This is a genomic window from Okeanomitos corallinicola TIOX110, from assembly GCF_038050375.1.
GTDB classification, from domain to species: Bacteria; Cyanobacteriota; Cyanobacteriia; order Cyanobacteriales; family Nostocaceae; genus Okeanomitos; species Okeanomitos corallinicola.
The window spans coordinates 2,155,034-2,179,116 of sequence record NZ_CP150886.1; the positions used below are offsets into that span (position 1 = coordinate 2,155,034).

Sequence of the window (24,083 nt, forward strand, 5' to 3'; positions counted from 1 at the left end):
ACAACCAGGGAATAAATTCCCTGTCTAAAAGCTAAAGTCGGTTTTAACCGACTCTATTTCAGCGAACCTTAAATTCCCAATCTCTGATAAACCTGATCTAAGTGTTTTAGATGATGTTTTGGATCAAAACAGGCTTCTATTTCTGTTGCTGATAACTGTTGAGTGACACGGGGATCTTTGTTGATCAAGTCACGGAAGTTACCTGATGGTTGATTCCAGGCTGTGTGGGCATTTTGTTGAACTATGGCATAGGCTTCTTCGCGGTTTAGTCCTTTGTCTACTAAAGTCAACATGACTCTTTGACTGAACACTACTCCACCGTAACAGTTGAGATTTCTTTCCATGTTCTGGGGGTAAACCAGCAAGTTTGTCACCAATTCAGTGATTTCATGCAGCATAAAATGGGTTAAAATGCAAGCATCTGGGAGAATTACCCGTTCCACAGAACTGTGAGAAATATCTCGTTCATGCCATAAAGCTACGTTTTCTAAGGCTGCACCAGCGTGACTTCTGACAAGTCTGGCCATGCCTGTGAGTCTTTCGGATCTAATGGGGTTGCGTTTGTGGGGCATGGCACTAGAGCCTTTTTGACCTTTGGAAAAGTATTCTTCTACTTCCAACACGTCGGTTTTTTGCAGGTTACGAATTTCTACTGCAAAGCGTTCTATGGATGCTGCCACTAAGCCTAGTTGTTGTACAAAGTCGGCATGAATATCACGGGAAATAACTTGAGTGGAAGCGGTATCAGGTTTGAGTCCTAATTTTGCACAGGCGATCGCTTCTACACGGGGTTCAATGTTGGCATAAGTTCCCACAGCACCGGATATTTTACCAACGGCGATAGTTTTCCGCAGAGTTTGCAGCCGTTCTTGGTGTCTTAATACTTCCGCTAACCAACCAGCTAATTTAAACCCAAAGGTGATGGGTTCAGCGTGAATACCGTGCGATCGCCCGATCATCACTGTATAACGGTGTTCTCTGGCTTTGTTGCGAATTGCCTGAATTAAATCTTCTAACCGTTGCCACAAGATATCCAAACTAGCAACTAATTGCAATGCCAACGCTGTATCTAAAACGTCTGAACTGGTTAAGCCCAGGTGAATATAACGCCCCGCATCACCTACATATTCATTGACATTTGTCAAGAAAGCAATCATATCATGGCGAACTTCCGCCTCGATTTCTAGCACCCGCTGGGGATCAAAATTTGCCTTGGCTTTAATTTCCGCCACCGCTTCAGATGGAATGTAACCCAACTCTGCCTGGGCTTCACAAACCGCTATTTCTACTTGCAGCCAGGTTTGTAGTTTATAGTTTTCATTCCACAGATTGCCCATTTCGGGCAAAGTATAACGCTCAATCACATTCGGGCATATAATACAACCGTCATATTTTACAGTAGTCGTTAGTCATTAGTCATTAGTTATTGGGCATTGGTAAAAATCTACTCTCCCCCTCTCCCCGTCTATTCCCTTCGTCAACTGATAACTGACTCCTCAATTTCCCGCTATAGTATTTAAAACTTTCATAAAGTATAAGTATTTTCACGTCAGTAGACATTAAAACTTAATTTAAAATCCGTGAAACAACTATAGCTTATTTGGTACTGACTGAGGAAAATAATTACAGTTTGAAAGAAATTATACTAACTCTATTCTTGAAAGGGATTACTAGCAAGGAATTCATTATGACAAAAAGTGAGTCCTCTGTGCAGTGTGATGCTATGGAGCTATTACAGTTGTACTATCACAATCCTTCTATTAAACTACGTAACCAACTGGTGAAAATACATCAAGGGTTGGTGCGGAAGATAGCTTATAAATTTAATCATCAATGTGGTGAACCCTACGAAGATTTAGAACAAGTAGGTTATTTTGGTCTAATTAGAGCAATTGAGCGGTTTAATCCCCAGCATGGATATGCTTTTAGTTCTTTTGCTGTACCTTATATTCGTGGTGAAATACTGCATTTTTTGCGCGATCGCTCTACTTTATTAAAAATACCCCGACGTTGCCAAGAACTTTACAATCAAGGACAAAATATTCGTAAAGAATTAACATTATCTTTAGGTCGTCCTGTCAAAGATACGGAAATAGCGGCTCATCTGAATATTCCTCTACACAAATGGCAAGAATGTAAATTAGCTATTCAAAATCGAACCCCTATAAGTTTAGATGCAACTCCAGCTAACTATGTTGACTATCAATTAACTCTGGCTGATATTATCCCTTGTCCTCGTTCTACTGTGTTGCAACAACAAGAGGAAGAAATATTACAGCTACAAGGGGCTATGAATATGTTAGATGAAAAACCCCGTATGGCTGTTGAGTTGATATTGGTGAATGATTTTACTCGCAAGGATGCAGCTAAAAAAATCGGTGCGAGTCCAATGACAGTTACTCGATATTTACATAAAGGTATTCAAGAGTTAATTTCTTGTTTATGTCCACAAACAGAGTCAGAGGTGATGAGTGCTTAGGGAAAGTTATCTGTTAGGAGAGGTAATAGGGAACAGTTTCAGTGTAATGGGGTAGAAAATATCACAAAGTTACTGAGGCGTTTACGCCTCAACTGGCTTTTATCCCTTGCCTGAAGTACCGATAAGTTTTTCCGCCAAGCTCCAAAACTTAACCTCAAGGGTTTTCAGCCTATCTTCTTATAAAACTCTTGTGGGGTGGGCATCTTGCCCGCTAATAGTGTACCTCATGACACCGGAAACTGCTGTATTTTTACCAAAAACCTAACTATGAATTCGTGGTTCAGGGTGCAAAGTTGCTAAAATTTCACTTTCTACTATTGCTAATTCATCAAGTCTGTTCATAACAACTTCTCTATCAAAATAGGTATCTGCTAACACCCAATATATGCCAAAATGACGAGCTTCTGATGCCATTAAACCACGATAAAATTTAGCTAATTCTGGTTCGGGACAGTTGGCGGCTAATAGTCCTAAACGTTCATGGCTGCGTGCTTCTATTAAACCAGTAATTAATAAGTTATCTAAAAATTGTTCTGGTTCTTTTTTTCTGACTTGTGCTTTTAAACCCGCTCCATAGGGTGGTGGTGGTAGGGGTTTAAGGGGAATATTGCGCTTTTCTAACCATTGGTTAACGAGGTCAAGATGTTCTAGTTCTTCCCGTGCGATCGCTGTTAATTCTCTCACCATTTTTGTATTGGAAGGATAACGAAACATAAAGTTTAATGCTACTCCTGCGGCTTTTTTTTCACAGTGGGAATGGTCAAGTAAGATAATATCTAAATTAGCGATCGCCTGTTCTACCCAAGCATCACTGGTAGGTTTTTTTAAGGCATTAATTGTTGGTAAAGGTGAACTTAGCACGGTTGGTAATTGGTAATTGGTAATTGGTAATTGGTAATAGCTACCAAGCTATGGGTTGATGATCTCTAAAAAAGTTACCTGTAGCACTACCATCAGGGAGAGTTGCTAACCAAATGATAGTATCAACTCCTTTTTCCATAATGTGAGGTGCTGGAGAAACTCCTATATCAGTTTTAACCCATCCAGGACAAACGGAATTAACTAAAATATTATTGATTTGTAATTCGTTGGACAAAATTCTAGTCACAGCATTTAACGCAGTTTTAGAAATACGATATCCAGGATGACCAATTTCCATATGAATTAACTGTCCCATCCCAGAAGAAATATTCACAATACGTCCATATTTTCGTTTTTTCATCAAGGGAACTAAGGCTTTAGTAACTCGCAGAACACCATAAACATTAGTTTCCATTGTTTCTTTTAATGTTTCTATTTGCACATCGAAAATACTATTACCTCCATCCCTATCATCTATCATGATATCTGCATTATTAATTAAAACAGCTAATTTGCCAAATTCATTTTCAATAAACGCTGCTAATTTTTGACAACTTTCATCATTGGTAACATTTAAAGGATAAAATATAATACTTAATCCTTCATTTTGTAATGTTTGTGCTGCTTTTTGACCTTTTTCTTCATCTCTACTGGCAATAATTACGTGATATCCTTGTTTTGCCAATTGTCGAGAGGTTTCAAATCCTAAACCATGATTTGCACCAGTAACGACGGCTATTTTTTTGGCGCTATTCATGGTCATTTACTCCTAAATAATGATTTTGTTGTTTATAACTGACGATTTACTAAAGTTGCACTGGCTTGATCAACAGGCATTAATATCACTTCATTAATATTAACGTGATTGGGTCTAGTTGCACAGAAAAATACAACATCTGCCACATCATCAGCGGTTAAAGGTTGTAGTCCTTGATAAACTTTTTTAGCTTTTTCTGTGTCTCCATGAAAACGGACTTCACTAAATTCTGTTTCTACCATTCCAGGATCAACAGATGTCACCCGGATAGGAGTACCTAATAAATCTTGTTTTAAACCTTCAGAAATAGCTTTAACTGCGGCTTTTGTAGCACAATAAACATTACCACCAGGGTAAGTTTGATGTCCAGCAATAGAACCAATATTAATGATATGTCCATGACCACGTTTAACCATACCAGGAACAATATAACGAGTCAGATATAATAAACCTTTGATATTGGTATCAATCATTTCTTCCCAATCTTGAAAATCACCTTCATAGAGTTTATCTAAACCGCGACTTAAACCAGCATTATTAACAAGAATATCAATTTCTGACCATTCTTCTGGTAAACTATTAATAGCAGATTCTACAGCCAGGCGATCGCATACATCTAATTGCAGTAAATGAACTTCTGCACCATGCAATTTATTTAATTCCCAGGCTTTTTGTTCTAACTTTTCTAACCTTCGTGCTGCTAAAATTAATCTGGGATTTTCACGAGCAAAAGTATTAGCACAAGCAGCACCAATTCCACTACTTGCACCAGTTATTAATATAGTTTGGGTGTTAATTGCAACCATTGTTAATATAATCTGTATGTTGTAACTATCTCTGATATTCTATCTTGAAAGGTGACATTAGAAATGTAAACTTTAATTTTTATCCCCCATTATGAGGGGGAAACACACCAACTGAAATCTGCGTTTATCTGCGTTTATCTGCGTTCAGATTACTATTAACCCCTTGACTAAAAAAACGATAATATAACCATGTACTAAATTCCTTAATGGGAAATAGTAAATAAGTTAGGGGATTAACTGTAACAATGATATTTCTAAAATCCCTCTGCGCTAAAAATAAAATTCCCTTAGCCACTTGTTTAGCTGACATGACACCGTAGGGATTTAGTTGACTTTTAAAAGGACCTAAAATCAATTTTCTAATGACACAATTACCATCTAAACGTTTGAGAGTCACGATATCACCTAATGTTCGTTTACTCAATTCATAAAGAGGACTTAAAGCCGGTGAAACTTCAGCTTCTGAAGTATTAACCCAAATTTCTTTAGTTGCTTTTGCTTGAGGCCCTGTGACGGTTGCTGAGAAAATATCTATTAATCGTAAAGCAGAAAAAGTGTTAACTTCGTAGGAGTTTTGAATAGCTGTTGATGTGCGATCGCCATAAACATTTATCCCATGATTGATAATCAAAATATCAACTTTTTGTAAGTTCTCTTTTAGCTGTTCTTCATTTCCCAATTGCCAATTAATTACTTTTAATCCTGTTTGTTCATCTATTTTATCAGGGTTAGTTGTTAAAGCGATTACTTTGGCGTTATACTTGTTAATTAATTCGCTGGTTAATGCTTTACCTAAAGCACCAGAAGCACCAGTTAAAGCAATAGTTTTACCTTTTAAAGAAAGTCCAGTTCCTAATATTTTATCCACAAGAGGAAATACACCACTATAATAAGCATTGACATCATCAAAATGGTGTCGCCAATGATAGGTTCTATTTACTAACCACACAGAAGGAATAGCTTCTAAAGGTCCAGGTAAATGATTATAATCTGTGTCTATTGTACCTTGGAAATATCGCAAAGATGCACCATATAAAAATGTTCCAGAATAGGCAACACCTAACCATAAACCCCATTGTTTTCCCACTAAGGCAACGATAATTAATAGAACTAGCAGGATAATTGACTCAACTATATCATGGTACAATTGAGAATCTATATAAGCTTGCTGAGATACTAAAGATAAATCCCGACGATAAGCTGCATGATGTTTATTATGCCATTTTGCCAGCCAAGTGACTTGATGACACAAAGCATGGTAACTATCCCTGATTATTTCTGCCAGTAATAGGGATAAAATACTCCAGACTGTAAACTGTAAGCAGTTATTTACTAAAATCCCATCAATTGTGAAACTTTGAGCCAAGATCATCATTTTTTTACTAACACCATTCACTCTTAATTATTCAGTCTAACCTTTTTAACAGCATGGGAAAAAGCAACTTGACAGCCTTTACTGCCACTCTCATCCTGATGAGTGCAACTGGAAAAACTGACGACTTTTGATTGTCCATCCATTCCCCAAGTTCTTGAAGTAAAATGGTTGAACGATTTCTTTTAATTTCTACCTTGGTAAATACCCACTGCCAAAACGCACGACGGCAGATACTACTACCACCGACCACCTTAGATTTTGAGATCAGTAGTCGTGCAAAATAAATTTCATATTTAGGGAAGGTGACAGGTGACAGGTGACAGGTGACAGGTGACAGACAAGAGATACAGAGATTTCTATTGTTCTGGTCGTAAAACTACCTGCACAATCCAACGACAAAAATTCATCACCCAAAATATAGATGTTCCTCAACAGCCGCTTGTGCGTAACCAACCATCATTAAATAACATCCTGGATATCCTGTTATCCTGATTCAGACAATTGTTTTGATTTATTAAAATATCTTTATTTGCGTTTATCCGCGTTTATCTGCGTTTATCTGCGTTCCTTATTACTAGCAATTTCAAGTTATAGACACAATAATCCCTTGGAACGTCTAAAAACTATCATAACATAACCATTTCAAAAGTCAAGACCCTTGAAATTACGTTGAGTCATTCGCAGCTATTCTCAATAATTTAGGGGTAAAAAACGGTGTTGAAACTTTTTTAGAATTTTTTAGAAAAATCACAATAAGAATTGTAAAGTGTCAAGTCAGAGGTAGAACCTCTGTGATCACAAAATTACCAATTACCCAAATAAAGTTTTTGTTAAATATGTTTTCCGTAGCGATGAAAGAATCTTTTGAAGTTATTTATAAATAGATATAGATAATCTCGTTAGGAAAATAGCTTATGAAGGTTAACTTGCAACTTAATCTCAATGATGCTGGTGTGGACGCGAATCAACCTAGCAGTCAGCGTCAGTTAGCAATTTCTATTTCTGCGATTGGTGAAACTATAGATCGCAGTGTGCCATTAAATTTATGTTTAATTTTAGATCATAGTGGTTCGATGAAGGGGCGATCGCTGGAAACTGTCAAAAAAGCTGCTTGTTTGTTAGTGGATCGTCTGAGTTCTCAAGATAGATTGAGTATTGTAGTTTTTGATCATCGTGCTAAGGTGTTAATTCCCAATCAAGTCACTGAAGATAGAGAATACATTAAACAACAAATTAACCGTCTTTCTGCGGATGGGGGAACAGCAATTGATGAAGGTTTGCGGTTGGGAATTGAGGAGTTAGCTAAGGGTAAAAAAGATACGATTTCCCAAGCATTTTTACTGACTGATGGAGAAAATGAACATGGTGATAATAATCGTTGTTTAAAATTTGCTGAATTAGCAGCAGGATATAATTTAACTCTAAATACATTGGGTTTTGGTGACAATTGGAATCAGGATATTTTGGAAAAAATAGCTGATGCGGCTCTAGGAAATTTGTCTCATATCGAACAACCTGAACAAGCAGTAGATAAGTTCAATAGTTTGTTTACGCGGATGCAAACTGTAGGTTTGACTAATGCTTATCTGTTATTTTCACTGATGCCAAATGTGCGTTTAGCGGAATTGAAACCTGTAGCCCAAGTTGCTCCAGATACCATTGAGTTGCCAGTACAAATAGAAGCAGATGGACGGTTTACGGTCAGACTGGGAGATTTAATGAAAGATGTGGAACGGGTAGTATTGGCTAATATTTATTTGGGGCAATTGCCAGAAGGTAGACAGGCGATCGCTAATGTTCAAATTCGCTACGATGACCCTGCTCTGGAACAAACTGGATTATTTTCCCTGAATATGCCAGTTTATATGAATGTGGAGCGCATTTACCAACCGAGTATCAATCCCCAGGTGCAACAGTCAATTTTGGCTTTAGCCAAGTATCGCCAAACCCAGTTAGCGGAAACCAAACTTCAACAAGGTGATCGGACTGGGGCAGCGACAATGTTACAAACGGCGGCTAAAACGGCTTTGCAAATGGGAGATGCTAACGCAGCCACAGTATTGCAAACTTCGGCTACTCGTTTACAAGCTGGGGAAGAGTTATCAGAGAGCGATCGCAAAAAAACCAGAATTGTCTCAAAAACTGTTTTGCAGGATGCTCCTCCTAAATGAAAGTTCAATTATTATCGGCTCTAAATGATACTAACGTTGATGCGGCTCAATTGAGTAATCAGCGTCAACTAGAAATTTCCATTTCCGCTGTTGCTGATGAGCTTGATCCCAGTCTACCCTTGAATCTATGCCTGATTCTTGATAAAAGCGGTTCTATGGACGGTGAACCCATCAACACGGTGATTCAGGCGGTAGAACAATTAATAGATCAACTCAAACCAGGCGATGGCGTAACACCCACCTCCGGTGATCGGATCTCAATTGTCGCTTTTGCTGGTATTGCTGAGGTCATTATCCCCAATCAAGTTGTTAAAGACGCAGCCAGTATTAAAGCCCAGCTACACAAAAAGCTTAAAGCTGGCGGTGGGACTATCATTGCTGAGGGTTTATCTTTGGGAATTACAGAATTACTCAAAGGAACTAAAGGTGCTGTTTCCCAAGCATTCTTACTCACAGATGGTCATGGTGATAATGGGTTAAAACTTTGGAAGTGGGAAATTGGGCCTAATGACAGTAAACGCTGCCTAGAACTGGCACAAAAAGCCACTAGAGTTAATCTCACTCTTAACACCTTTGGTTTTGGTGATGACTGGAACGAAGACTTGTTGGAAAAAATTGCTGATGCTGGTGGTGGTACTCTGGCTTATATTGAACATCCCCAACAAGCTGTAGATCAATTTAGCCGCTTGTTTAAGCGTATTCAGTCTGTAGGTTTAACCAATGCTTACCTGTTACTTTCTCTAGTTCCTGGTGTGCGGTTAGCAGAACTTAAACCCATCGCTCAAGTTGCACCAGAAACCATCGAGTTAAGCGTAGAAACTGAAACCAATGGTAGCTACGTTTTTCGTTTGGGTGACTTAATGAAAGACGTGAAGCGGGTAGTTTTGGCGAATGTTTATTTGGGACAGTTACCAGAAGGTGAACAGGTAATTGGACACATTCAAATTCGCTACGATGATCCAGCAATTAGCCAAGAGGGTTTACTGTCTCCCCTGATGCCGATCTATGCAAATATCACTAAGACTTACGAACCTGCTTTAAACCCCCAGGTTTTGCAGTCTATTTTGGTATTAGCTAAATATCGTCAAACCCAAGTAGCAGAGGCAAAATTAGAATTAGGCGATCGCACAGGTGCGGTAACAATGTTGCAAACAGCAGCAAAAACCGCTTTGCAAATTGGTGATACTAAAGCCGCTACAGTATTGCAAACTTCCGCTACTCGTCTACAAGCCGGTCAAGAACTTTCCGAAGCAGATCGGAAGAAAACGCGAATGGCATCAAAGACCATTTTGAAGGAGTAAATAGGTAGGGGTTTAGCAATGCTAAATCCCTAAACTTATTGTTTAGTCTTTTCATAATTGTACCTGTATGGTAATTTATTAGTGACACTTACAGCGGTTTCCGCTCTTATGAGCTACACTTTAGCCCCCTCATCGCTTGCGGGGAGGGGGTTGGGGGTGGGGTTCTTGTACTTCATAACACCGGGAAGTGCTGTATATACAGCAGATAGCATGGTATATGAGGCACAACCTGAACAATAAAACTCTTGTGGGATGGGAACCTTGCCCGTCACAAATGTACCTCACGGATATGAAATTCGCTGTATGTCTTATATTTGGTTTGCTGAGAGTTACACCATACAACTAACTTTATGAAGTTATCTCATGTAATTAGTTTAATTGTTGGTAGTTGTACTACTGCCATCTTAGCCAGTGGTTTATCTTCTGCACAGGCTCTTGAATTTAACTTTGCTTACAGTTACCCAAGTGGAAATGCTTCAGGAATACTGACAACTTCTGATCAGGCTGTAGACATAGGCGGCGGGGATTTTTACTATGTAATAACAAGTATCAGTGGACAGAGAGGAGCTAACACCATAAATAGAATAGCTAATGGAGGTGGTTCTGATAATCTTATTTCAGCAACTGCACCTTTTCATCCTACAGAAAGAGGCTTTTCTTTTTCCACAAATTCTTTAGGATCGGGGTCAGCAGATGGTGTTGGTGTGTACAAAGTTTCTAAACAAGGAAATTCGATTTTTGAAGAACAATTGATTCCGCCGAGTGATCCTTCTCCAGTCAATTTGGTTATAACTCCAGTAACAGTAGTTCCTTTTAACATTCCTGGAGGCGCAAGCATACCCACAATAGGCTCTTTACTCAGCATAGCATTAATGGGAAAATTTAAAAAGAAACGAGATCAAAAAGTTACAGAAATTAGTGAAAAAGCTTGAAAAATTTTAGTTTTCATTGACAAAATACTATATAGTAAATATGAAAATATCAAATATTCATCATATTGCTATAATCTGTTCAAATTACGAAAAATCAAAACATTTTTATGTTGATATTCTTGGTTTTAAAATAATTCATGAAACCTACCGCAAAGCCAGAAATTCCTATAAATTAGATTTACAAGTAGGTAACACCCAAATTGAACTGTTCTCCTTTCCCAACCCTCCCCAACGAGTTAGTAACCCTGAAGCTTGTGGTTTAAGACATCTTGCTTTTGCAGTTGAAAATATAGAAGAAAGTGTCAAATATTTAAACTCTAAAAATATCGAAGTTGAAAATATCAGAGTTGATGAAATTACAGGTAAGAAATTCACATTTTTTCAAGATCCAGATCACTTACCCTTAGAAATTTATGAGATTTAAGATTTTCAACTTATACTAAATAACCATCTTCCATTTTTACAATTCTATCAGCAATATCTAAAATTCTATTATCATGAGTCACCAATAAAATTGTACAACCTTGTTCCTTAGCTAATTTCTGCATTAAATTCACCACATCTCTACCAGACTTACTATCTAAAGCTGCTGTGGGTTCATCTGCTAAAACCAATTGAGGATGATGCACCAACGCACGCGCAATAGCAACCCGTTGTTTTTGTCCTCCTGAAAGTCCATCAGGATAATAATTCAATCTTTCTCCTAACCCGACAATTTTTAACATTGCTGCTGCTTTTATTTGTGCTTCTTTAAAAGAAATCTGTGGATCATTTTCAAAAGGCATTTGTACATTTTGTTGAGCATTTAAAAACCCTAACAAATTATGTGCTTGAAAAATATAACCTATATTTCGTCGCACTTTTACCATTTCATTTTTATTTGCACCAGCTAATTCTTTACCTAGTATTTTTAAACTTCCACTTTGTACAGATCGTAAACTACCAATTAATGTTAACAATGTGGTTTTACCTGAACCAGAAGGCCCAGTCATGATAACTATTTCTCCTGGTTTTATTTCTAGGTTGATATCAAAGAGGATTTGTTTTTTTAATGTTCCTTCTCCATAGTAATGGTTGAGGTTAGATACAGAAATTGCTGGTGTTGTGTTCATGGTTTTTTTGAGGAAACGAACCGCAGAGACGCAGAGTACGCAGAGGAAGATATTTTTTGTTTAAAAGACATCAGCAGGATCAGCAGATTGAAGTTTTTGCATTGCTATTAATGCCGAAATTGAACACATGATAGTTGTGAGGGTAAAAATAAAAATCGCTCTATCTACTGTCATCATTATTGGTAACAATGTTGCTTGACGAGTGATTAAATATAAACCTTGAGAAATTGCAAAACCCGGAATAAAACCAATAGCTGCTAAAATTAAAGCTTCTTGAAATACGATTACTAACAAATAACGATTTTTAAAACCTATGGCTTTTAAGGTTGCATATTCTGGTAAATGATCAGAAACATCACTATAAAGAATTTGATAAACAATAACTGCACCAACCACAAAACCAATTATTGCACCTAATGTAAATGTGAACCCTACAGGTGTACTTGTATTCCAAAAACTTTTTTCTTGTGCTACAAATTCCTGTTTAGATAAAACTTTCACATCTTTGGGTAAATTTGCTCTTAAATTTTCTAAAACCCAATTTACATCTGCATCATCTTCTAATTTTATTAATCCAAAATCTATTAACCCGCGTTGTCTTCTTTGTGTACCAAATAAACGCAGAAAATTGACATCACTGGTAATAATATTACCATTCACACCAAAGGAAGTTCCTAATTGAAATAAACCAACTACATTCACCTCAAAGCGGTTATGACCTTTCCAAAAAATTTAGTGAATGTGTAGGTTATTTTTGGCACGCTTCCCAGCAGCAAATTTACAGAGAATTAGGGAAACTAGAAACACAAGGTTTTATTGTTTCTGAAATTATTCCCCGTGAAGGCCGTTTAGACAAAAAAATATATTCCATTACTGAAGAAGGTAAGGAACATTTAAGAGAGTGGATGAAAAAACCTAGTCAACCAGATACAATCAGAGAAGATATATTAGTAAAAATATTTTCTGGTGATTTAGTACCAGTTAAAGTTTTAATTGCAGATGTAGAACGTCGTCAGAACATACATTTAGATAAATTATCAAAATATCAAGAAATTGAACAAGAAAATTTTTTAAAAACAGAAGAATTAACAAAAGCAGAAAAATTAAAATACCTAGTTTTAAAAGCAGGAATTAGATGTGAAATAGAATGGTTAGGTTGGTGTGATGAAGCATTAGAAATACTGAAAGATTTATGACCACAAAAATAAAAAAAGCGGGCAAAATGCCCGCCAAATAAAATAATAAAAACATCAGATAACTAAGCAATAACGAGGAAATCACTACCACTTAAAGTAATAGCAGAATTACCAATTTCCGCAAACTCAAACACAGTATCCGTACCTAAAACACTACCATCTTGGTTATAGAATAAACTGCCAGTTCCTTGACTATAAACAATTCGCGCACTACTAGCATTCACCAAACTATTATTAGCTACAACAGCAAAATCAGTTAATACTTGTCCTGCGCTATTTGTCATAGATTTAAAAGTTGATTTACTCAATAAAATCTGATCTTGTCCTACCACAAATTGAGTAATTGAATCAACACCTAAACTACTGCTCAAAGACCGACTATTACCTTTAAACTGATATTTATCACCACCTGTTCCTCCATTCAAAGTATCATTTCCAGCACCTCCCCAAAGTAAATCATTTCCAGCTTGTCCAATTAATTGATCATCTCCATTTCCACCCAGGATAGTATTATCTAAAGAGTTACCAGTTAATACATCATTAGCTAAACCACCAGTGACATTTTCAATCACATTATTAGCAGATAAAACCAAACTCAGATTACTATTTACTGTTTGTAATGCAGTAGTTCCTAAGTTGATATTCACTCCAGTCTTAGTACCAGTAAAATTAATTAAATCAGTGCCACCTGTGGTAGTTTCGTTAATGGTATCTGTTCCTAAAACAGTATTAGCCGCAAACAAATAACTGTCATTACCGGCTAAACCAGAAAGAGTATTATTGTTGCTATTCCCTTTGATGATATTTGCATTGGCATTTCCTGTACCATTAATTGCATTTTTCCCAGACAGCGTTAGATTTTCTACTCCTACAGGTAAGGTGATGGTGCTGGAAGAACTCAAGGTATCAGTAATTGTGGTTAATACACTACTAGCTGTGCCTAAGTTGCCATTAGTGGGATTACTTAATGTTAGATTAAAGGTTTCATTCGCTTCATTAACAGAATTATTAAGAATGGGAATACTAATGGTTTTACTTGTTTCCCCTGGGTTAAATGTTAATGTTCCGCTAGTGCTGGTGTAGTCTGAACCTGCTTTGGCTTTTAAGTCAGACGTTGCATATTGAACTGTGATAGTTTGGTTGCTGGTATCGTCTAAAGTGACTGTATAAACCACATTTTGGGAATTGGTTTTACCTTCTACTACTGTTTGTTTTTTGCTGAGATTAATATTTACAGATGATGCAACAACATCTTGATTATAGGCAAAGTAATCACCTGTGAGACTCAAGCCTGTTTGATTTCGGATTATACCAATGAGTTCATCTGGTTCTGTTCCCGGTTTATTTATGAATATTTGAGTATCTGCACCGACAACAGTCAAAAGGTAATTACTGCTTGTTCCTTGCAGTTGAATAACATCCCCTTCTGTGGGGTTAAAGTCTTCAATTTCGGCATAGTCACTGTTACCATTGGTGGTACTATTACCGTCATCATAACCAATCCAGGTGGCATCACCTAGTATAAAGCGATCTGCTCCAATTCCTCCTTCTAGATAGTCTCTTTCACCGCGTCCAGGGTTTATGCTGGTGGGATCTACTCCAGTTAGGGTGTCATTACCTTCTTCTCCATAGACATTGTCATCACCTGCACCCCCTGAGATAGTGTCATTCCCATCTCCACCATAAATCCCGTACCAGTAGTAGTTTTCACTGTCTGAAGTACCAACAATTACGTCAGCAAAGGCAGTCCCTTTAAAACCTCCATTCAGTCCAAAACCTTCGTTGAAACTTTCAATGGAGATGAGAGTGTCAACTTCACTACCAATGGTAATAGTTCCATTACCCGTTGTCGGGTCATAGGTCATGGTTAACCCGGTAGTGCGATCGCTATAATCAGCTACATAGTAGTCAAATCCTGTACCGCCATTGATGGTATCGTTACCTATATCGCTATAAATAACATCATCTCCAACACCACCATTTAAGCTATCATTGCCATTACCACCATACAAGTAATCATTTCCAGCATCGCCATTGAGAACGTCATTACCTTCTTCTCCATAGACATTGTCATCACCTGCACCCCCTGAGATAGTATCGTTCCCATCTCCACCATAAATCCCGTACCAGTAGTAGTTTTCACTGTCTGAAGTACCAACAATTACGTCAGCAAAGGCAGTCCCTTTAAAACCTCCATTCAGTCCAAAACCTTCGTTGAAACTTTCAATGGAGATGAGAGTGTCAACTTCACTACCAATGGTAATAGTTCCATTACCCGTTGTCGGGTCATAGGTCATGGTTAACCCGGTAGTGCGATCGCTATAATCAGCTACATAGTAGTCAAATCCTGTACCGCCATTGATGGTATCGTTACCTATATCGCTATAAATAACATCATCTCCAACACCACCATTTAAGCTATCATTGCCATTACCACCATACAAGTAATCATTTCCAGCATCGCCATTGAGAACGTCATTACCTTCTTCTCCATAGACATTGTCATCACCTGCACCCCCTGAGATAGTATCGTTCCCATCTCCACCATAAATCCCGTACCAGTAGTAGTTTTCACTGTCTGAAGTACCAACAATTACGTCAGCAAAGGCAGTCCCTTTAAAACCTCCATTCAGTCCAAAACCTTCGTTGAAACTTTCAATGGAGATGAGAGTGTCAACTTCACTACCAATGGTAATAGTTCCATTACCCGTTGTCGGGTCATAGGTCATGGTTAACCCGGTAGTGCGATCGCTATAATCAGCTACATAGTAGTCAAATCCTGTACCGCCATTGATGGTATCGTTACCTATATCGCTATAAATAACATCATCTCCAACACCACCATTTAAGCTATCATTGCCATTACCACCATACAAGTAATCATTTCCAGCATCGCCATTGAGAACGTCATTACCTTCTTCTCCATAGACATTGTCATCACCTGCACCCCCTGAGATAGTATCGTTCCCATCTCCACCATAAATCCCGTACCAGTAGTAGTTTTCACTGTCTGAAGTACCAACAATTACGTCAGCAAAGGCAGTCCCTTTAAAACCTCCATTCAGTCCAAAACCTTCGTTGAAACTTTCAATGGAGATGAGAGTGTCAACTTCACTACCAATGGTAATAGTTCCATTACCCGTTGTCGGGTCATAGGTCATGGTTAACCCGGTAGTGCGATCGCTGTAATCAGCTACATAGTAGTCAAATCCTGTAGCTCCATTAATGGTATCGTTACCTGCATCACTGAAGATAATATCATTTCCACCACCACCATTTAAGCTATCATTACCTTCGAGTCCATAAAGCCTATCATTACCGCCCAACCCACTGATAACATCATTCCCAGTAGTTCCTGTAATGGTATCATTACCTGACGTACCCGAAAGATTCGCTTGCTCAACTAAAACACTTTCCCCATCCACATCAATAACTGCTGTATCATCCTCATTCTTTAAAACCTCTAAGGTTGCAGCATCCAAACTATTACCTTGCACTAACTCAGCAAAAATTGCCCCTTCATCTCCTGACGCATCCAAAGTATTAATTTGAGCATCTACAAAATGCCCAATTTCTTCCAATAGCACTCTACTAATGGCTTCCGGTGTTCCTGTTTTGACAAGGTAATCTGATAGGTAAATTGTGTTTGTACTGATAGCATAAGCACCCTGAGCAGTTCCTAAAATGCTGCTATCAAGGATTTCTATTTGCGGAATTTGACTGAAATCACCTGCTTGCCATTGTAAACGTAAGATTTCCGCAAGATTACGGTTGTATGCTGTACCAAAGGCGGTATCTAAAACATACCCAAAACTGTCTAAATTAGACAAGTTTGTAAGGTAAGAGTATGTCAAGTTTAGTGATTGATTAATTATTAAGCTCATAAAGTCTTTTTACGATTTAATTTGATTTACACATTTTACTCATGCTAACTTGCGATTGACAGCTGAATTGATATAAATAAATGCAATCTATCGGAAGAATTACGTAGTGGTATTACTTATGATTGTGAATACCAAAGTATCTACAACAACTCAGATGATTAAGACATCAACATCATAAAACCAGGTGGTAAAGGCCTCTTCCAATACTAGGGTAGTTAATATATGTGATTCGTTATCTCCGAGATAACAACTACAAAACTACTATTCAGAATTTCCGAATGAATATGAATATAAGAAGATATTCTTAAATCCCCTAAATCTACTGAAAAAGGGGTGATTGGACTTTAACACCAGTTATCAAGAGGTGCATAAAGTTAATTTATTAACCAAAGACAATGGGTGGTAACTGTTTTAAAGTCGTCCTAATAAAATAAATCCAGACCAATAATAGGGAGAAGAATAGGGTTTTGTTTGCGGTGATAATTGCCTTTGTTGCTCAATTTGTACCTTGATATAACTGCTCAATTTTGATTCCTGTGGCTGCAAATTTTCCAGTAGACATTCATACCATTTAATCAATTCTTCAACAGTTATTTCTTTTAACCAATTCGTAGCCTCAGATAAAGCAATTACTGGAGATTGTCGAGAAATTAATTGGCGGTAGAACTCAATACTTACTAAAGCCGTTGCAGATTGTTCAACATTCCAAATTGTACTCAAAACATAAGGAACACCAGCAGTTAATAAACCTGTGAATAAACCCACATATTCACTGCTGATACTCTGAATATTATGACTAACGTTTTCAGAATTAATAAATGTGAACAGATGATAATTACCAACATCTATTTGACTGATTTCTGCTAAGGTCAAATTTTCTTTATCTGCTAACACCAAAGCTGATTTTTGTACTTCCTTGGAATTATTGATTATATCACCCGTGAAATGGAATATATTGTAATTTGCAGATAGGGCATTTTTGATATTTTCTTTATTAACTTGTTCCCCTTGTAAGTGTTGGCAATTATTAAACATATTTTTCACAATTGCTACTGCAAAGTCAACAGTTGTGATTTTATAACTATTTATATTCTCTTTTATATTCTCTATATTTTCAACACTGAGTAAATTTTTCTCTTGCCAATTTAAGGAATCATATCTATTTAATTCTAATCCTACCTGTACACTAGGTAAGTAACTAATAGTATAGTTACACTCTGATTGTGCATTGCAGAAAAGAACATGAAGTGGTAATTTATTTAAATCACGGTGGGGAATCAAAATCAGATTTTCGATTCCTTCTAGTTCCTGAATTACTGTAGAAATATTGAGGATATTTTGTAATTCAAATAACCTCTCTTCCATATTTAATTGCCAGGAATGATGATTATCTGGGTGTTGAGTTTGGTGATATTGCTGATATTCTTTTTGCCAATTTTCTAACCATTTCTCGAAGTCTACTAGACGTTGTACTGCTTCTGGTAGGGTTTCTACATCTTGAATAGGTGTTAGTAATAAAAGCGGTGATGGTGCTTCATGTTTAATAATAAATGTGTGTAAAGCAATGGGGCTAAGATGCCAATAAATAATGGCTGTGGTGGGATTTAATAAGTTTTGATTTTCTGGATATTGGGGAGAGTAAATTTGCTCCTGCCAACCAGAAAGCATTAATTTTAAACAAGTATTTTTTGAATGTTCGGCAATTTCCCAAGCTTCTACTAAATCACCTGTTTCTACTGCTAAATCAACACCTAATTGTTGGAAACCGATAAACTTTAAAGCTAGTTGTTTTTTACTTTGTTCTGAGCGGTTTGTTTGATTTAGTAGTTGTTCTAATATGTATAAACCTTGTTGCTGTAATTCTTGTACTGCTGATATTTCTCTCAAGCCTAAAAGCACTTTACTGAGAGATTGTAATACTTCTAAGTGCAGTTCTGTAAAATCTTCAGCTGTTAGGGTTAATAATGCCTGTTGATAGTCAGATATAGCTTGTTGCCAAAAATGGTGGGGTATGGATTGTTTTTTGCCATGTTCGTAATGTGTATTACCCAGGGCTAAATGTAATCTTCCCCATCCTTCTGGGTGGGTATCGGGACGCAGATATTTCAACCCTTCTTGATATGTGGCTAGTTTGCCTTCATAACCTCTACGGTTCAGGGCAGGATTTGATGTGGCAATGGTACTGGTTACACTGAGGGATTCTTTTTCATTAACTGCTTTTCCTACAGCTAAAGCCCTTCCCAGCCAAGCTTCCCAGTAGTCAAGTTTGATTTCTAGGGCGTTATCATAGCAAGAAATAGCTTCTGGCAATCTATCTAAGTAAAACAGTGCTACGGCTTGATTGTACCAAGCAAGGTGAAAATCAGGTTTGATGTTAATAGCGTGTTGATAGGAATCAATAGATTCTTCTCTTTTGCCTAAGTTCTCTAAAGCAATACCTCGGTTATACCAAGCAAGGTAAAAATCAGATTGAATTGCTAAAGCCTGATCCCAAGAGTCAATGGCTTCTGACCAACGTTGCAGACTAAACAAGACTACACCACGGTCAATGAGAACTTCGTGATAGTCTGGTTGAATTTCTAAGGCTTGGTTGTATGATGCGATCGCCTCTGCAAACTGTTCCACAATACTTAACGCCACCCCTCGGTAATACCAAGTTTCTTGATCTTCTGGTTGTAAATTTAACGCTGCTTCATAACTAGAAATCGCTTCCCAGACTAATCCTAGTTTTAACAAAGCTAAACCACGACTAGCCCAAGCTTCTTGATAGTTAGCTTTAAATTCTATAGCTTTATCGAAAGATGCGATCGCCTCTTCAAATTCTCCAAACTCACCAAGAACTCCCCCCCGGTTATACCAAGCTTTAGAAAAATCAGGTTTCAGTCTCAATGCTTGATCATAAGCGGCAATAGCTTCTTCAAATCGGTGTAAGTGAAATAAAGTTAGACCTTGATTAAACCAATATTCATAAGCATCAGGTTGCAGTTTAATAGCTTGACCATAAAAAGTTAATGCTGCCAATAAATCACCGGATTTAGCCTGTTGTAAACCTTGATAAAACCACTGTTGAGCCTGGTTCGTGACAGTGAGTTGAAAATTATTCCGCTCAAAAACTTCCGGGTATTGACTTTGCCTACTGTAGGCATCGCGCAGCGATAATTCCGAAGCAAGTTGCTGAACTAAACTGGTACTTTGCTCCAACCTGACCACCAACTCATCTAAAGTCTGTGCTACTTGTGGTTCTAAATGGGTCAAAGACTGATCCAACGAATCAGCTACAGGAGATGGTAAAACGTGTTCTATCTCCTCAAAATCTGGCGCATCCTCCCTAGCAAACTCAAAAACAACAGGTTCAGATGTCTGTAAGTTTTCTTGATAACTCAAGTTTTGAATGTCAGGATTACCCCAAATCTCCTCCAAATTAACAGCTACAGGTAAAATATTGACTTGAGCTTGTTCTTCATAACCCCACAGTTGTTCACCCAAATTTCTGAGTAACTGCTGTCCTGGACTATCTGTAATAGTTTCCGCTGATGGTGCGGCGAAAACCTGTGTTGGTTCTGCAAGTTCTTCTAAATGTTGTTGTGAACTTCTTTCTAAACTTTCCTCATACCTGTTAGCTAAAAACTCACGGCTTAATAGCTGCACACCAATTTCTGATGCCAACTCACCTACTTTACCTATATTTAATTCACCTAGTTTTACCATCCGCGTTGCAGTTTGACTATTTGGTGCAGGAGAAGACAATAATCTCTCACCAAATATCAACAACCAATCTATCCAACGCTCCACAGTGATGCGAGGCTCCATCCGCTGCAAAAATTTCAGGGCCCATTCTTGTCCCTTTGCTTGATGTACACCTTCGAGTAACTCGTTAAATAACAGTTCTAAATCAGCATTAGTTAACTCCGGTAAAGTTTGTCCCACCTCAAACCCTTCTAAACCGTCAGCATCTTGAAGCCGATGATTTTCAAAAGGGTACTTGAAAAAATTATTAAGCCACTGCAATAGCCACCTGAGCATTTGCCACATTCTTGGATTTTCTTTCTCCTAGATTGTAGCTATCGTTGTGTCAAAAAAATCATTAATTACCTAACAGATTATTCAATTAATTGAAACATGGATACATATTGTTAGAAAAAACACACAAAAACTTACTAAAATACAGATATGCCCTAGTCTAATTCAACTTTCTGGAGGTGAAGATGGATCTAGTCCCTGGGCTTGATTGATAAGTGCCTGAATAATTATTTGCGGATCATCAGTGTCAATACCAAAATCTTGCACAATTTGCTGGCGTAATTCTTGATTTTCCTGCAACATGATCAATAATTCATCCCATGTCACAGTTTCATACTCTTCCTCTGAGAAATTTTCATGGGCAATAACTGGTTTAGCTGCATCTGGGCCTTCGTATTCCCAAACTGGTTCACCTGAAATGCGAGTTAGTAGCTTCATCCCAATTTGATATGCTCTATCACCAACTTCACCAACTTCTAATTCGCCGAGTTGTACTAATCTAGATGCTAATTCATTATTAGGTGTAGTTGCCTTTAATAATCTTTCCTCAAACTTATTTAACCATTCTAGCCAGCGTTGAATGCTGACACGATGCTCTAGTTTGTTTAACCAGTTTTGCGCCCAAGCTTGTCCTTTAGCTTGATGAACTCCTGCTAAAAGTTCTGTAAATAAAAATTCTAGATCCGTATCACTCAGGGGCGGTGCGGCTGTTTTGTCAATATTCTGTTTTACTTGCGGAGGACTCTGTTTACTGCCAAACAAACCCCGAAACAATCTTTTAAGCCATTGAATTAACCGCTTGAGCATTATGCTGCACCATTGAGTTTTCCTGTTAAAATTCTAGCGATGTTCGGTAACAATCAGCTATCAGTTATCAGCAATTAGCGGTTAGGTTTCCCGCTGTCTTTAATGGATATTTATTGTTAGAAAAAATACAATACTTTTTTATACTTCAATAAATATACTGAAAATACTTTTTCTGCTTTTTCCTAGAGGAAACGGTCATCAGTTGTTAAAATAGTGAAACCCCAAACTCTAGTAAGTGGCGATACTCCAAACCTGTTCATTTTTATAGCCGTGGACAAGGCGGTTAGGACATTAACTAACACTAAAACTTAGATGCTGAAAGGCTTTCAGCACTGTTACCTGTCAACTGTTCCCTGTCACCTGCCATAATTGATTACCCCCATGCCTTACGAACCCCTACACCATAAGTATCGCCCTAAGAGTTTTGCTGAACTCGTAGGACAAGAGGCGATCGCTACCACCCTGACAAATGCGATTAGTTCGGCAAAAATTGCCCCTGCCTATTTGTTTACAGGGCCTAGAGGTACGGGTAAAACTTCTAGTGCCAGAATTTTAGCTAAATCCTTAAATTGTCTGAAAAGTGACAAACCCACCGCTGCACCTTGTGGAGTCTGCGAAATTTGCCAAGGCATTACCAAAGGCTATTCCTTAGATGTAATTGAAATTGACGCAGCCAGTAATACTGGTGTTGATAACATCCGGGAATTGATAGAAAAGGCACAATTTGCCCCCGTACAATGTCGTTATAAGGTTTATGTGATAGACGAATGCCATATGCTCAGTACCCAGGCATTTAACGCCTTACTGAAAACATTAGAAGAACCACCAAAGCACGTAGTCTTTGTTTTAGCCACAACAGACCCCCAAAGAGTATTACCAACAATTATTTCCCGCTGTCAAAGATTTGATTTTAGACGAATTCATTTACAAGCGATGGTTAACCATTTAGGTGCGATCGCCGCCAAAGAAGATATTAATATTACTACTGATGCACTTACCCTAGTTGCCCAAATTTCCCAAGGTGGTTTAAGAGATGCAGAAAGCTTATTAGATCAATTGGCATTATTACCCTCAGAAGTCACACCGGATCAAGTTTGGGACTTAGTCGGTTCAGTTAGTGAAAAAGACTTATTAGTTTTACTAGATGCGATCGCCCAAGATAACTCAGAAATAGTCCTAGATGCTACCCGTAAGATTTTAGACCGGGGACGAGAACCCCTGATCATCCTCCAAAACCTAGCCGCCTGTTATCGAGATTTACTCATCGCCAAAACCGCCCCCAATCGTCAAGACTTAGTGGCTTGTACCCAACAAACCTGGCAAGAATTAGTTAACTTTGCCCACAAATTAGAAATAACCACCATTTTACGCGGACAGCAACATTTAAGAACCGCAGAAGTCCAACTCAAAAACACCACCCAACCCCGGTTATGGTTAGAAGTCACATTACTGGGATTATTGCCCAGCGCTAACATTCAAACACAAGTAATAACACAAGTCACAACACCAGCAGCAAACATTCCCCAAGCTGTTAGCACTGCTACTATATCTGCACCCCCACAACAACCTACTTATCATCAACCGACAAATTACAATCCTCCCCCATCTCCAGCACCGACTTATAGTCAACCAAACCATTCACCACCACAAACAGCACCAGAACCTGTACACACATCACCTGCACCGGCAACTTCCACTGCACCTATCCCAGAAACCGGATCAGCAAATCAGGGTAATTTGGATCAGATTTGGGAACAAGTCCGGGCTAATTTTCCCATGCCTTCTCGACAAGCCTTACTGGGGCAAATGTGTCAGCTAGTGGAATTTAACGGTAATTTAGCCCGTGTTGCTGTTAGGGGAGCAAGATGGTATCAAACCCTCAAATCTGATCTACCAATGATGCAAGCAGCCTTCCAGCAGACATTTCAACGTGATATTCAAGTCCAGCTAGAACAAGCCGGTTCATCAAATACAACCACAGCCACAAAAAATTCTCCTCCACAAGATTCTACCCGTGTTCAGCAACTACCACCAACAACTCCTACTTATTATCAACCACCGCCCCAAACACCACCAGTATCACAACCACCCCAAACACCACCGCCCACAATTGAGCCTGTAGTTACAAACACAACCCCAGTAGAAAATCAGATACAACCACCAAAACCGACACCAGTATCACAACCGCCTGTTTCATCTTGGGATCATGAACAGGTTAACAAAGCGGCTAAAAGTTTAGCTAATTTTTTCTCTGGGGAAATTATCCGTATGACAGATGAAAGTTTTGATTTATCGGATGTTGGAGTTTCACCAGATATGGAAATCTATGAAACCGATGATGATTATTAGTAATTGGGAAAAAGATGATTGAAAAAAACCTCT

The 24,083-nt window shown here is 38.1% G+C and carries 16 protein-coding genes and 2 pseudogenes; 8 read left to right on the forward strand and 10 right to left on the reverse strand.

Translation table 11 applies throughout. The annotated features are described in order from the left end of the window. Window positions 1-68: 68 nt before the first annotated feature. Window positions 69-1,364 (reverse strand): adenylosuccinate lyase, encoded by a 1,296-nt coding sequence (gene purB, locus WJM97_RS09390; RefSeq protein ID WP_353932774.1) that lies wholly within the window; start codon window positions 1,362-1,364, stop codon window positions 69-71. A 323-nt stretch (window positions 1,365-1,687) separates the two neighbouring features. On the opposite strand from purB, the gene WJM97_RS09395 reads away from it, so the two are divergent. After that, on the forward strand, window positions 1,688-2,479 hold the full coding sequence (locus tag WJM97_RS09395; RefSeq protein WP_353932775.1) for an RNA polymerase sigma factor SigF: 792 nt from the start codon (window positions 1,688-1,690) through the stop codon (window positions 2,477-2,479). A 261-nt stretch (window positions 2,480-2,740) separates the two neighbouring features. Here the strand turns inward: WJM97_RS09395 and miaE are convergent, their stop codons facing one another. The 4 genes from miaE to WJM97_RS09415 form a co-directional block, all read right to left on the reverse strand. Further along, complete coding sequence (gene miaE / locus WJM97_RS09400) at window positions 2,741-3,340, reverse strand: tRNA isopentenyl-2-thiomethyl-A-37 hydroxylase MiaE (protein ID WP_353932776.1); 600 nt, start codon at window positions 3,338-3,340, stop codon at window positions 2,741-2,743. Window positions 3,341-3,380: 40 nt separating this feature from the next. Beyond that, window positions 3,381-4,097, reverse strand: coding sequence for an SDR family oxidoreductase (locus WJM97_RS09405; RefSeq protein WP_353932777.1), 717 nt, complete (start codon window positions 4,095-4,097; stop codon window positions 3,381-3,383). 32 nt (window positions 4,098-4,129) lie between these two features. Next, window positions 4,130-4,903, reverse strand: coding sequence for an SDR family oxidoreductase (locus tag WJM97_RS09410; RefSeq protein WP_353932778.1), 774 nt, complete (start codon window positions 4,901-4,903; stop codon window positions 4,130-4,132). A 124-nt stretch (window positions 4,904-5,027) separates the two neighbouring features. Beyond that, window positions 5,028-6,275: a bifunctional sterol desaturase/short chain dehydrogenase gene (locus WJM97_RS09415; protein WP_353933136.1), complete on the reverse strand. Its 1,248-nt coding sequence runs from the start codon at window positions 6,273-6,275 to the stop codon at window positions 5,028-5,030. 917 nt (window positions 6,276-7,192) lie between these two features. On the opposite strand from WJM97_RS09415, the gene WJM97_RS09420 reads away from it, so the two are divergent. The 4 genes from WJM97_RS09420 (at window position 7,193) to WJM97_RS09435 (ending at window position 11,106) form a co-directional block, all read left to right on the forward strand. Further along, window positions 7,193-8,449, forward strand: coding sequence for a VWA domain-containing protein (locus WJM97_RS09420; protein ID WP_353932779.1), 1,257 nt, complete (start codon window positions 7,193-7,195; stop codon window positions 8,447-8,449). Beyond that, complete coding sequence (locus WJM97_RS09425) at window positions 8,446-9,750, forward strand: VWA domain-containing protein (protein ID WP_353932780.1); 1,305 nt, start codon at window positions 8,446-8,448, stop codon at window positions 9,748-9,750. The genes WJM97_RS09420 and WJM97_RS09425 overlap by 4 nt, the downstream gene beginning before the upstream one ends. Before the next feature lie 350 nt (window positions 9,751-10,100). Beyond that, window positions 10,101-10,682: a hypothetical protein gene (locus WJM97_RS09430; RefSeq protein ID WP_353932781.1), complete on the forward strand. Its 582-nt coding sequence runs from the start codon at window positions 10,101-10,103 to the stop codon at window positions 10,680-10,682. Window positions 10,683-10,722: 40 nt separating this feature from the next. Further along, window positions 10,723-11,106, forward strand: coding sequence for a VOC family protein (locus WJM97_RS09435; protein ID WP_353932782.1), 384 nt, complete (start codon window positions 10,723-10,725; stop codon window positions 11,104-11,106). Between the two features lie 10 nt (window positions 11,107-11,116). Here the strand turns inward: WJM97_RS09435 and WJM97_RS09440 are convergent, their stop codons facing one another. Both WJM97_RS09440 and devC read right to left on the reverse strand, forming a co-directional pair. Continuing rightward, window positions 11,117-11,794 (reverse strand): DevA family ABC transporter ATP-binding protein, encoded by a 678-nt coding sequence (locus WJM97_RS09440; protein ID WP_353932783.1) that lies wholly within the window; start codon window positions 11,792-11,794, stop codon window positions 11,117-11,119. A gap of 60 nt (window positions 11,795-11,854) precedes the next feature. Continuing rightward, a pseudogene (gene devC, locus WJM97_RS09445) lies at window positions 11,855-12,499 on the reverse strand (ABC transporter permease DevC); the annotation flags it as partial. Here devC and WJM97_RS09450 point away from each other — a divergent pair. Together WJM97_RS09450 and WJM97_RS09455 are read left to right on the forward strand one after the other, a co-directional pair. After that, window positions 12,478-12,636: pseudogene (locus WJM97_RS09450) on the forward strand (PadR family transcriptional regulator); the annotation flags it as partial. The pseudogenes devC and WJM97_RS09450 overlap by 22 nt on opposite strands. A gap of 63 nt (window positions 12,637-12,699) precedes the next feature. After that, entirely contained in the window at window positions 12,700-12,990 is a 291-nt protein-coding gene (locus tag WJM97_RS09455) for a hypothetical protein (protein ID WP_353932784.1), read from the forward strand. Window positions 12,991-13,052: 62 nt separating this feature from the next. On the opposite strand, the gene WJM97_RS09460 is transcribed toward WJM97_RS09455, so the two are convergent. The 3 genes from WJM97_RS09460 to WJM97_RS09470 all read right to left on the reverse strand — a co-directional run bounded on the left by WJM97_RS09460 (window position 13,053) and on the right by WJM97_RS09470 (window position 21,701). Continuing rightward, window positions 13,053-16,820, reverse strand: coding sequence for a Calx-beta domain-containing protein (locus WJM97_RS09460; RefSeq protein ID WP_353932785.1), 3,768 nt, complete (start codon window positions 16,818-16,820; stop codon window positions 13,053-13,055). A gap of 465 nt (window positions 16,821-17,285) precedes the next feature. Next, window positions 17,286-20,897 carry a tetratricopeptide repeat protein gene (locus WJM97_RS09465; protein WP_353932786.1) on the reverse strand — a complete coding sequence of 1,204 codons (3,612 nt, stop codon included), beginning with the start codon at window positions 20,895-20,897 and terminating at the stop codon, window positions 17,286-17,288. A 162-nt stretch (window positions 20,898-21,059) separates the two neighbouring features. Next, window positions 21,060-21,701, reverse strand: a complete 642-nt coding sequence (locus tag WJM97_RS09470; RefSeq protein ID WP_353932787.1) for a hypothetical protein — start codon at window positions 21,699-21,701, stop codon at window positions 21,060-21,062. Window positions 21,702-22,082: 381 nt separating this feature from the next. Between WJM97_RS09470 and WJM97_RS09475 the strand changes: the two genes are divergently transcribed. After that, on the forward strand, window positions 22,083-24,050 hold the full coding sequence (locus WJM97_RS09475) for a DNA polymerase III subunit gamma/tau (protein WP_353932788.1): 1,968 nt from the start codon (window positions 22,083-22,085) through the stop codon (window positions 24,048-24,050). The last annotated feature ends 33 nt before the right edge of the window (window positions 24,051-24,083 follow it).